Below are 12,669 nucleotides of genomic sequence, written 5' to 3'. Positions count from 1 at the left end.
CATGAACTTAAAGCCCTTCGTTGCCGTGATTCGGGTTCTCTTGGTTTCCTTGGCCGGTGTTTCCGTTGCTGAGGCGGCTGAGCGTCCCAACATTCTTCTGATCGTCGCGGACGATGTCGGTTTCTCGGACCTCGGGTGCTACGGTGGAGAAATCGATACGCCAAATCTAGATCGGTTGGCAGCCGAAGGAATCCGCTTTAGCGAATTCCATGTCAATCCGATGTGTGTGGTGACGCGTACCAGCTTGATGACCGGCCATGAGCATTCTCAGTCCGACAACTATCGACGATCGCTTCCGATCGTACGTCTGATGACCGATGCAGGTTACGCCACGTCGATCAGCGGCAAGTGGCATCAGCCGGGACATCCGCTCGATGCGGGCTTCGACTCGTTCTACGGGTTTCTTGGGGGCGCGATCGATAGCTGGACCGGCATCGAACGCGGCAAACCGGCCATTCAATCAAACAGACAGAAACCGAAACCAGTACCGCAGGGCTGGTACAGCTCCGATGCTTTCACGGATGACGCGATCAGGCAGATTGATGCTTCGGTCACGGCAGGAAAGCCGTTCTTCACTTACGTCGCGTTCAATGCTCCGCACAGCCCACTGCACGCGCCGCGCGAGAACGTTGAAAAGTACTACGACCGCTACACGGCCGGCTGGGAATCGTTGCGGCAACAGCGGATGCAGCGAATGAAAGCGATGGGGCTGATCGATGATCGCTATGTGATGACTCCGCCTGAGGCCGAAGTCCGACGATGGGACGAATTGCCTGCGTCGATTCAGAAACAGGAAAGTCGTCGTATGGCAGCGTACGCCGGAATGCTCGATCGACTGGACTGGAACGTGGGGCGAATCCTGAAGCATTTGCGGGATCAGCGACTGGACGAAAACACGCTTGTGATTTTCATGGCGGACAACGGCGGTGCGTACAGCAACGGAGACATCCGCACCTACGACCAGCAGATTCCCTGGAAAGCCGGAACCAATCCGTTCGCATCCAATGGGTGGTCCTATCTAAAGAACACGCCGTTTCGCTGGTACAAATCGTGTGCTCAGGAAGGTGGCGTTTCCGTCCCGTTGATCGTTCGATGGCCAATGAAACTCGCTGAACAAGCTGGCGGGGTTCGCAAGCAGCGACTACACGTCACGGACCTGTACCCAACGTTTCTGGAGTTAGCGGGCGCGTCGTACCCAGCCACCGACGGAGCGCGCGAACTTGAACCACTGTTTGGCAAGTCGTTGCTTCCGTTGCTCTGCGACGCCACGTTGCCTCACCACGCCATCCACGACGAGATCTTCTGGTGCTTCAATCAGACCGGCAAGGGGCTGACGAAAGGCGACTGGAAGATCTCCAGTATCAGCGACGGACCATGGCGACTCTACAACATCGTTCGCGATCCCGCAGAGTCAAAGGATCTTGCGGCCGAGCGACCAGAAATTGTCGCCGAGATGAGCGAGCGTTGGTTCGACTTCGCAAAGAATCACACCGCCATGCCTCGTTCATGGCGAGCCCCGCTCCACGACTATCAGGAAGGCTGGGGCTTCCATCGCATTCGCATGGCCATGCCGGCATTTGTTCGAGCCGAACCCGCATCGTCGGCGATGAACGTACCGTGCGATACGAACCTGAGTTTTTGTTTTTCCCAGCCGATCAGTTTCGCCAATTCAGAAGGCAAAACGATCCGACTCTATGAAGCCGACGACATCGACAAAGTCGTTTGGCAGGCGGATCCCGAGCCGGGGCATCCCGCTGAAGGAACAAAGCAAATTATGTTCAATGATCTTCCTCGCCTGAAGCCCGATACGACCTACTTCGCGCTCTCGGATTCCGGCTGGATCACCATGGGTAAAAAACGTGCGATCGGACTGAACGACGGCGCTTTCTGGTATCGCTTCCGCACAGGGTCGAATTAGGTCGAGCCGTATTAGATCGGGGTCGGATCAGCCGGCACCTGTTGTGATCAACGCTCGTGAGATCGATGCCGTGTCAGCGATGCCCCATTGTGTCATTAATGAGCGATGCGTGACCCTTAACCCAAACTGAGGTTTTGAAACGGTGGAACTGGAATACGACCCGCGATACCCCAGCGTGGATGACCTTCGGCAACGTGCCCGGCGACGCATCCCGCGTTTCGCCTTCGAGTATCTCGACGGCGGCTGCAACGAAGATGTCAACCTGCATCGGAACACAGCAGAGATACGCGACGTCGAGCTGATTCCTCAGTACCTGTCCGAGCACATCAAATCGGACATGCGAACCGAGCTTTTTGGCCACACTTACGACGCCCCCTTCGGTATCTCGCCAATCGGATTGCAAGGCCTGATGTGGCCGAAGACTCCGGAAATCCTCGCCAAAGCCGCGTTGAAGCACAACATCCCGTTTTGCCTGAGCACCGTTTCCACCAGTAGCATCGAAACAATTGCGGAGATCAGCGAGGGCCAAGCTTGGTTTCAGCTGTATCATCCAACCGAAGACAGCGTTCGTGACGACATCATCAATCGCTGTAAGGCTGCCGAGCTTCCGGTGTTAGTTATCCTCGCTGATGTACCCACATTCGGTTACCGGCCGCGTGACATACGCAACGGATTGGCGATGCCGCCAAGTATGTCGCTAAGGAATATTCTGCAAATTCTTTGCCGTCCGGTTTGGGCGGCAAGTACGTTGCTAGACGGTCAGCCTGAGTTCGAAACTCTGAAACCCTACATGCCGAAAGGCTTGAATCTCAAGCAACTCGGCCTGTTCATGGACAAGACATTCTCGGGACGCTTGAACGAAGAAAAGATCAAGCCGATTCGCGACATGTGGCCGGGCAAACTGGTTGTCAAAGGCATCGCCTGTGAAGCCGACGCCGAGCGCTGTCTTCGCTTGGGAGTAGACGGACTGTGGGTTTCCAACCATGGCGGTCGCCAGCTCGACGCCGGACAATCCGCCATCAAAGCGCTTCGCCCGATCGCGGAAAGATTCGGCGAACAAGTAACCATCATGATGGACTCCGGCATCCGTGGCGGACCAGACATTGCCAGAACGATGGCGATTGGCGCCGACTTTGCAATGCTTGGGCGGACCTTCATGTACGGCACGGCGGCACTCGGGAGCCGCGGTGGAGATCACACCATCGCAATTTTGAAGCGTCAGCTCCAGCAAGTCATGGAGCAACTGTGTTGCCAGCGCACTCGTGACTTCCCAAACCACCTTTCGAAGTAGGTCGTTACACCTGATTCTTCTGCTAGGACGCTTGATCCGGAACCGGGTGGTCGCCTAAAGGGACCGTCCAGCTTAGGGCGATCGTTTTCTGGTGTACGATGGCCCTTCCGGGCCGTCGCCCGTGGGGCTCTGCGCGACGACCTAGAAAGGACGTCGTACACCCTCCGCCGCCCACCCCTTACCCGACCAGTCAGATCATTCGGATTTTTTGCGTTTTGCCTCAGCCCTAAGCTGGACGGTCCCTAAAGGCCAAACACCAACGGTTGCGTCGACCGCCGTACCGGATCAGCGGTGATTCCATCTGAAAATCAAAATTGGACGCGGCGCCCCGAACACGGTAAACTGATGTCCCCTCCCACATCAACAACGCGACGTTGTCCCCCCCTGCCGCCGCTCGGCCCATGACCACCGTGTCTGACCACGATCGAATCCAACGATGGCTGCTGCCCGTGTGCTTGACGTTCATGGTGTTCGTCAGCCAACGCCCCACCCTTTGTGTCGCGAATACGCCAGAGGACCAGGTCAGCCCAGAAGGCCAGGTCAGCTTCGTCAACGACGTCGTGCCCGTGCTGACCAAAGCCGGTTGCAATGCGGGTGTCTGTCACGCCAAGGCCGGCGGCGGACAAAACGGATTTCAACTGTCGTTGTTGGGTTTCGAGCCCCAGGAAGATTACCAGCACCTGGTGATGGAAGGTCGTGGCCGACGTCTGTTTCCGCTCGATCCCCCGCGCAGCTTGCTTCTGGCCAAAGCGGCCGGCGACGTCCCTCACGGCGGGGGCGTTCGCATCGAAAAGGGTTCGAAGAACTACAACACGCTGCTGCGTTGGATCCAAGCGGGTTCACCGTATCGGCCGACCGCGGATCCCGATCTGGTCACGATCGCCATCGAACCGGCCACCGGAACGCTCCGCCCCGGCGAAAGTGTGACGCTTCGTTCGATCGCCACATTCTCCGACGGATCGACTCGCGACGTGACGGCGACCAGCCTGTTTGAATCGAATGATTCGGCGATGGCCACCGTCACCGAATCGGGACAGGTGACTGCGTTGGACTTGCCGGGGAAAGTCTCCGTGATGGTGCGACACCAGGACCGCATCGTCGTCTACAACGCCTCCATTCCACTCGGCCAACCGATCGAGACGCTTCCCACGCCGAATAACTTCATCGACGAACTGGTCTTCGCCAATCTAAAGCAGCTCGGCATTCCGGCGTCGGAAGTCTGTGACGACGCCACATTCCTGCGACGCGTCAGCCTGGACATCGCCGGACGCGTTCCTACCGAATCGGAGGCCAAAGCGTTCGCAGCGGACGACACGGCGGACAAACGCGCCGCGGCCATCGATCGCTTGCTGCGAAGCCCCGACTATGCCGATTACTTTGCCAACAAATGGACGGCGCTGCTGAAGAATCGCCGTGACGATGCGAGTGACATCACGTCCAATTTTGCGTTCCACGCCTGGGTCCGGGACAACCTGTTGGCCGGAACGGCGTACGACCAATTGGTTCGCCAGTTGTTGGCCGCCACGGGAACGGTGATCGCCAATCCGCCGGTCGCTTGGTACAAGCGGGTCAAAGAACCGAAACAACAAATCGAGGACGTCGCGCAGCTGTTCCTCGGCGTGCGGCTGCAATGTGCCCAGTGCCACCATCACCCGTTCGAACGCTGGAGCCAACAGGATTACTACTCGCTGGCCGCTTTCTTTAGCCGGATCGGGCGAAAACCCACCGACACCGCCGGTGAGGACCTGATCTTTCACCAGCGGGGTTTGGCCCAAGCGGTCAACATGAAGAACGGTCAATCGGTGCCCCCGGCAGCGCTCGGCGATTCGGTCGGCCAGATCCCGCCGGACGAAGACCCACGGCTGCGACTGGCCGATTGGATGGCCGACCCGGGCAACCCGTTTTTCGCCAAGTCGCTGGTCAATCGCTACTGGAAACATTTCTTCCGTCGCGGACTGATCGAACCGGAAGACGACATCCGCGACACCAACCCGCCGACGAATCCCGAATTACTCGCAGCGTTGGAACGACATTTCGTCGACAGCGGATTTGATCTGCGGGCACTGATCCGTGCGATCACCAACTCCAAAGCGTATCAGTTGAGTGCGATTCCCAACGAACACAATCTGGTCGATTCCCAAAACTACTCGCGGTTCTACCCCAAACGATTGCAAGCCGAAGTCATGCTTGATGCGATCGACCAAGTCACCGGGGCACAAACTTCGTTTGCGAATCTGCCGATCGGGACGCGAGCGGTCGCGTTGCCGGACAACAGCTACAACAAGGCGTCGCCGTTCTTGCGCGTGTTCGGTCGGCCCGAAGCGACCAGCGTGTGCGAGTGCGAACGCGTGCAATCGGGCAGCCTGGCGCAAAGCTTGCACCTGATGAATGCCGGCGACATCAAATCCAAACTGGCCGCCGGCGGCGGCCGCATCAATCGACTGGTCGGCCAACCGACGTCGGCGGCGGAAAAAATCAACGAGTTGTATTTTGCGGCCTTCGCACGTCCCCCCAGCGAATCCGAACTCGCGACCGCATTGCAATACGTCAACGAGTCGCGAACCGACGCCGACGGCAAACCACTCGATGCAACTCAAACGCTCCGCGAGAACCTTCAAGACCTGACATGGGCACTGCTGAACACCAAAGAGTTTTTGTTTAACCATTAGTCCTTTACAAAATTTTGGATCGAACCTTAGCGGAAGTCGTTAACGACTTGTCGATTGAATCAGCCGTATGGCGCAAGCCTACGGGCAACCGAATCAGCCGTATGGCGCAAGCCTACGGGCAACGGTAAGCAATCTGCGAACCGGGTGCCCGTACGCTCGCGCGAAACGGCTGATCCCTCGAGTGATCAGATTAAATCAACAAGCCGCCAAGACTTTCGGCACGACACAGGTGGTAGCGAAACTCTTGGCGAGTTCCGCTACCCGAAAATCGCTTAAGTCCCACGTTTCCCCACGACCACCGATTGGATTTTTTCGATGAGCACTCCCCTGCCCGACCGGCGGCATTCACCGCGCGCCGGTCGCTGCACATGGCCGGCCGCATGGCTGTGCATGGCGGCGTCGATCTGCCTGCCCACATTGCTGCACGCACAGTCGGTCTGTCTGCCGGCTCCCAGATTGTTGACCACGATGCCGATGGGCGGCCAAGCGGGGACGGAATTCGAAGTCAGAATCACCGGTCAATCGCTCGACGGCGCCGAGCAGCTGATCTTTCCCGATCCGTCGATCAGCGCAACGCCCAAGCTGAACGATGACGGGACGGTCGTGGCCGACACGTTCCTGGTTCGCGTTGACGGAAACTGCCCCGTGGGAGTTTATGACGCGCGGATCATGGCCGGGCTGGGCATCTCCTCGGCCCGCGCGTTTTCGGTCAGCGACGTCCCCGAGCTCACGCAGACCAAACCGGGCACTTCGCTGGAAACCGCGTTGGAGGTTCCCATCGGTTCGATCGTCAACGCCACGTTGGTCGACCGTTCGGTGAATTTTTATGCGTTCGATGCCAAACAAAACCAGCGGGTCATCGTCGATTGCGTCGCCAAGGGGATCGATTCGAAGATGAACCCGGTGTTGGTCGTCGCCGACGCCACCGGCAGCGACCTGATCGTGGAGCGTCGCGGCGGCATCATCGACTTCACCGCCCCCCAGGACGGTCGCTATTACGTCAAGGTCCACGACCTGACCTTCAAGGGCGGCCCTTACTACTTCTTTCGCCTGGCACTCACCGAAGCGACCGCCGATGCCGTCGCGACTCGCTTGCCCGCGACGAACAGCGTGAACTCGTTCTCCTGGCCTCCGCCCGATGTCGATGCCAATCCCGCCGCGGACGAAACCGAACTGGCGGCGGTCGACGACGACGCACGGGGGATCACGTTGCCGTGCGATGTCGGCGGCAGTTTCTTTCCGGCCGCGGATGTGGACACGTATCAGTTCACCGCCAAGAAAGGCGAAACGTGGTGGGTCGAAGTCGCGTCGGAACGACTCGGCCGCCCGACCGATCCCTCCGTCGTCGTGCAACGCGTGATCGACGATGGCAAGGTCGTCGATGTCGCGGAACTGGCGGACATTCCCAGCCCGGTCAAACGGTCCTCCAACGGTTACTCCTATGACGGTCCGCCCTACAACGCCGGATCTTCCGACGCGATGGGGAAATTCGAGATCAAAGAAGACGGAACGTACCGAATTCGAGTCACCGACCTGTTCGGCGGCACACGAAATGATCCGGCCAATCGCTATCGGATGATCGTGCGGAAGGCATCGCCCGATTTTGCACTGGTCGGCTGGGCCCTGCACATGGGGCTTCGCAACGGGGATCGAAACGCACTTAGCAAACCGATCGCGCTGCGTGGCGGTGCGGTCATGCCGCTTGAAATTGTGGTCGTCCGCCGCGACGGTTTTGATGGCGAGATCGAACTGTTTTTCGACAACCTGCCCGAAGGCGTCACCGCAACGGGACTAACGATCGCCGCCGGGCAAACCCGCGGCATCATGTTGGTCAGTGCGGCCGCCAACGCACCGCGCGGGTTGCAGTTGGCCGACCTGTTCGGCCGTGCCACCATCGACGGCCAGGACGTCGTGCGACCCTGTCATTGGGCGTCGATGAAATGGCCGGTGACGAATGCCAAGAGCGAAATCCCGGATCCGCGTCTGGTCGATCGGATTCCGGTTTCCGTCGGCGGGATCGAGCAAGCCGGGCTGTCGATCGAAGCGGCCGAAGACAAGGTGTGGCAGGTCCAAGCCGGCGGGAAGCTGACGATCCCGTTGCGATTGATCCGACGCGGCGATTTCTCAGGAAAATCGATGGCGTTGGATACCTTCGGAGCCGGGTTTGAACACAACACGCGTTTCGATCTTTCGCTGACCCAAGATCAATCCGAAGCGGTCCTGGATCTGGCAAGACTCAAGACCCCGCCGGGCAATTACACGATCGCGTTCTACGGTGGCGCGGTTGCCAAGTATGCGCGGGGTGACGAAAAACCGAAAGACATCGTTGACATCTACGTTTCCAAACCGATTTCGATTCACGTGGTCCCCGCCGAGGCGACGAAATGATCCATCACGATTGTGACGATTGCGGTAGCCAAACTCCCGGCATGCCAGTTCACGGATTGCCACAGCGCCGCCGCAGTTTCATGAAACTGGGGCTGGCCGGGATGGCAAGCGTCTCGCTGCCGGGCATCCTGCGTCTGCGCGCCGCCAGTGCGGCGGAGTCAAGCCAAACGGATCCCAAAAAGCGGACGGCGGTGATCATGGTGTGGAAACCCGGCGGTTGTTCCCACATCGACACCTACGACCCCAAACCGTTGGCGACCAGCGAGTATCGCGGCCCGTTCGGAACGATCGCCACCAAAGTGCCCGGCATGCAGTTCACCGAACTGTTGCCGCGTCAGGCCGCGATCGCCGACAAGTTCACGGTGCTGCGGAGCATGTACCAGGGCGCCGGTGGGCACCCCGCCGGTTCGATGCAGTTGCTGTCCGGTGACAGCGATACCCGCGACAAACCCAAACCGCGGCTGCCCGATTGGATGTCCGTTGCCAACTACCTGCGATCCTTGGACGAACCGCGAACCAACCCGCTGCCCGCATACGTCGGCATCAATCCCCCGACCACCTACAACGGCCCCGCGTACCTGGGAGACGCTTATTCGCCGTTTTCGGTCACCGGCGACCCGAACGCGCCCAATTTCGTCGTTCCCAATATCGGTCTGGGCGACAAGGGCGAAGTCGAGCGATTGAGGCGTCGGACGACGCTGCGACAAGAACTGGACACGCTGCACCGAGCCTTTGACACCTACGGCGAACTCGGCGCGCTCGACCAGTTCGAAGCCCAAGCGTTGACGTTGCTGACGAACCCAAAAACCAAAGAAGCGTTTGACCTGACGCGTGAAGACGAATCGACGCGTGACCGTTACGGCCGAAACACGTGGGGACAGCAATTGCTGTTGGCACGTCGTCTGGTCGAAGCCGGCGTCGACGTGTTGACGACCAGTCTGAGAGGCCCCCTTTGCGGCCGAGTCAACAATTGGGATGACCACGCCGTCAACCACCACGTCTTTGACGCGCTGCGATTTCGTGCCGAGGCCTATGACCAGGCCGTTTCGGCCTTGATCGAAGACATCCACGAACGCGGGTTGGACCAACGTGTATTGGTCGTGGTGACCGGTGAATTCGGCAGAACACCAAAGATCAATTACCAACCCAGCACCGGCGCCGGCAACGCCAGCGCCCCATCGGGAACCAAACAACCCGGACGCGATCACTGGCCGCGGGCGTTTTCCAACCTGTGGGCGGGCGGCGGAATCGAAACCGGTCGCTTCATCGGCGCGACCGACAAACGCGGCGAAGACGCGATCGATCGACGCTGTGGGCCTGGCGATTTTTTATCCACCATCTATCACCACCTGGGCATCGATGCATCGAAAGTGTTCATCAAAGACTTCAACGGACGCCCGACGCCGATCGTCGATCACGGCAAACCCATCCCCGAACTGACCGCATGAAGCACATCACAAACGATACGATTCGGGGAATCGGTAGTGGACGACGCGAGGAGTCCTGGCTGTGCGCGATCCGAATGGACTCGTCGTCTCGTCCACTACCTGAAAAACAATCTGCGGCGGAATCCTAACCTGCCGCTCCACCATCCACTTTATTTCCACCTGCACCGGACTGATTTGAATGAACGATTTTGAGACCTTGCAACGTGACCGCCGGCTGTTTTTGAAGACCGGCGTCGCCTCGATGACCGCGCTGGGGCTGACCAGTCGCCTGGACGCCCAAGAGACGCCTGCCGCCGCGGCGCCGCCTTCGGAAAAACTGTCCATCGGCGTGATGGGCGTCAACGGCCGCGGCGGTGCGATCGTCAAAGGCATGTTGGCCAGCGGACAAGTCGACATCGCGTACATCTGTGACGTCGACGAACGGGCGGCCGAGCGGGCGGCCAAGATCGTCAACGAGAAACAGTCGACGAAGACCGAAACCGTCAAGGACTTTCGCCGCATCCTGGATGACAAATCCGTCGACGCATTGATCTGCGCCGCACCGAACCATTGGCATGCCCCGGCGACCATCATGGCCTGTGGTGCGGGCAAGCACGTGTATGTCGAAAAACCCTGCAGCTACACGCCGGCCGAGGGCGAGATGGCGATCGCGGCGGCACGCAAGAACGATCGCGTCGTGCAGATGGGGACGCAGCGCCGCAGCTGGCCCGGGATCGCCGAAGCCGTCGAGAAGATTCACAGCGGGGCGATCGGAAAAGCGTTGTACAGCCGAACCTGGTACAACAACCGACGCGGTCCGATCGGTGTCGGAAAACCCGCCCCCGTGCCGTCTTGGTTGGACTGGCGGTTGTGGCAAGGCCCCGCGCCGGACCGTCCCTTCAAAGACAACATCGTCCATTACAACTGGCACTGGCATTGGCACTGGGGCAACGGCGAACTGGGCAACAACGGCGTCCACGGTCTGGATGTCGCCCGCTGGGGGATGCAAGTCGAGTTTCCCACGCGCGTCACCGCAGGCGGCGGAAAATACCGCCACGAAGACGACCAGGAAACGCCCGACACGATGATGGTCACGTTCGATTTTCCCGAGAACAAAACGATCACCTGGGAAGGGCTCAGCTGGTCCCCCTTGGGGCCGCACGACTCCGGATTCGGCGTCAGTTTCCACGGCACCGAAGGAACGATCGTGATCCGTGATGCGGGATACACCCAATACGACATGCAACGCAAAGAAGTGGCCAGCGGCAACGGCGCGGGCGGGGACAAGGATCACTTCAACGACTTCATCACGGCGGTGCGCGACGGCCACCGCACCAACGCCGACATCGAAATCGCCCATCGCAGCACGCTGCTGTGTCATCTGGGCAACATCGCTTATCGCACGTCCAGCGTGCTGCACACCGACGCGAGCGACGGCCGGCCGCAAAACAACGACGCCGCCGATCAACTGTGGTCGCGAGAATACGCCAAGGGATGGGAGCCGGTGGTCTGATGAAAACCCTATCCAAATTTCTCCATCGCGACGCACAGCAAGACGTGCCCCATCACCGTAGCGACGCTCGCCAGAGCGTGGTTCCCTCTCCTCTGTACTCTCGCCGGAGCGTTGCCACCCTGCTGGCAATCACGCTGGCCGTCACCTCGATCGCCAACGGCCAAGACGCCCCGCCGACCGAAACCACGCTCCGCATCGGAGTGATCGGGCTGGACACTTCACACGTCCCGGCATTCACCAAGTCGTTCAACAGTGAACCGGCAAATCCCGAGATGCAAAACTGTCGCGTCGTCGCGGCCTATCCCTACGGCAGCCGCACGATCGAATCCAGTTACAGCCGCATTCCGAAGTACACCGAACAGATGCAGGAGATGGGAATCGAGATCGTCGATTCGATCGACGATCTGCTGGACCGAGTGGACTGTGTGCTGTTGGAAACCAACGACGGGAAACCGCACTTGGATCAGGCGCTTGCCGTGTTCAAAGCGGGAAAGCCCGTGTTCATCGATAAACCGGTGGCAGCTAATCTGGCCGAAGTCGTCGCGATCTATCGTGCGGCGGAACACTTTGGCGTGCCGATGTTTTCCAGTTCTTCACTGCGTTACAGCGAAGGCGCCCAAGCGATCCGCGATGGAAAGGTGGGCCGCGTACTGGGCTGCAACGCGTACAGCCCCGCGTCGACCGAACCGTCACACACCGATCTGTTCTGGTACGGCATCCATGGCGTCGAATCACTTTACACGTGCATGGGCACCGGTTGCCAAAGCGTCAGCCAAACGCTGACCCCGGGCCGCGAGGTGGTCGTGGGCGTTTGGTCGGGCGGTCGGATCGGAACCTATCACGGCATCCGCGAAGGGAAAACCGGCTACGGCGGAACCGCGATGGGAGAAAAAGGCATCGCGGCGATCGGTGACTACGGCGGCTACAAACCGTTGGTCGTCCAGATCGCAAAATTCTTTCGAACGCGGGAGCTGCCGATCGATCCGAACGAGACGATCGAACTGTACGCGTTCATGGAAGCCGCCGCGGAAAGCCGCAAACGCGACGGCCAGCGTGTGACGATCGCCGAGGTGATGCAAGCCGCCGAAAAGGCCGCTGACAAACTGCTGGCTGGAAGACTCTAGATGTCGGCGGCGGTCCAGCGCCGTTGCCGCTGGACCTCCCCAGCAGATGTGAGGGCCGGTGGTCGCCTTGGTGCGCCACCGGTTACACCTCCACGAGGACATCTTCCAAAGCCGGAGAGGAATTGGCCCACGGATGGCAAAGCGTCCCCACGGATGCGAACCAGCCGAGGGCCGCGCGGGTATGCCCTGACGTTACAAACGATGCGCCGATCGTTCGCTCCCAATCAAAAGCAAGACCATCCTCCCGCCCCCATCCTCCCGCCCCCATCGTCTTGCCCCCATCGTCTTGCCCCCATCGTCTTGCCCCCATCGTCTTGCCCCCATCGTCTTGCCCCCATC

Annotated in this window: 7 protein-coding genes; all 7 read left to right on the top strand. The window is 59.8% G+C overall.

Annotated features, from left to right (window positions below; genetic code table 11):
- Position 1: 1 nt before the first annotated feature.
- The 7 genes from Mal15_RS31535 to Mal15_RS31505 all read left to right on the top strand — a co-directional run bounded on the left by Mal15_RS31535 (position 2) and on the right by Mal15_RS31505 (position 12,330).
- Positions 2-1,918, top strand: a complete 1,917-nt coding sequence (locus Mal15_RS31535; protein WP_147871364.1) for an arylsulfatase — start codon at positions 2-4, stop codon at positions 1,916-1,918.
- A 142-nt stretch (positions 1,919-2,060) separates the two neighbouring features.
- On the top strand, positions 2,061-3,209 hold the full coding sequence (locus Mal15_RS31530; RefSeq protein WP_147871363.1) for an alpha-hydroxy acid oxidase: 1,149 nt from the start codon (positions 2,061-2,063) through the stop codon (positions 3,207-3,209).
- 401 nt (positions 3,210-3,610) lie between these two features.
- On the top strand, positions 3,611-5,878 hold the full coding sequence (locus Mal15_RS31525) for a DUF1549 domain-containing protein (protein WP_233903140.1): 2,268 nt from the start codon (positions 3,611-3,613) through the stop codon (positions 5,876-5,878).
- A 315-nt stretch (positions 5,879-6,193) separates the two neighbouring features.
- Positions 6,194-8,266, top strand: a complete 2,073-nt coding sequence (locus Mal15_RS31520) for a PPC domain-containing protein (RefSeq protein ID WP_233903139.1) — start codon at positions 6,194-6,196, stop codon at positions 8,264-8,266.
- Positions 8,263-9,714 carry a DUF1501 domain-containing protein gene (locus tag Mal15_RS31515; RefSeq protein ID WP_199773771.1) on the top strand — a complete coding sequence of 484 codons (1,452 nt, stop codon included), beginning with the start codon at positions 8,263-8,265 and terminating at the stop codon, positions 9,712-9,714. Before Mal15_RS31520 ends, Mal15_RS31515 begins: the two co-directional genes overlap by 4 nt.
- A gap of 178 nt (positions 9,715-9,892) precedes the next feature.
- Positions 9,893-11,206 (top strand): Gfo/Idh/MocA family protein, encoded by a 1,314-nt coding sequence (locus Mal15_RS31510; protein WP_147871362.1) that lies wholly within the window; start codon positions 9,893-9,895, stop codon positions 11,204-11,206.
- Positions 11,206-12,330 (top strand): Gfo/Idh/MocA family protein, encoded by a 1,125-nt coding sequence (locus tag Mal15_RS31505; RefSeq protein ID WP_147871361.1) that lies wholly within the window; start codon positions 11,206-11,208, stop codon positions 12,328-12,330. The genes Mal15_RS31510 and Mal15_RS31505 overlap by 1 nt, the downstream gene beginning before the upstream one ends.
- Positions 12,331-12,669 lie beyond the last annotated feature (339 nt).

The sequence above is a fragment of the Stieleria maiorica genome, assembly GCF_008035925.1.
Taxonomy (GTDB): Bacteria; Planctomycetota; Planctomycetia; order Pirellulales; family Pirellulaceae; genus Stieleria; species Stieleria maiorica.
The sequence above is the reverse complement of the archived record's forward strand: the minus strand, read 5'-3'. Positions and strand labels throughout refer to the sequence as shown.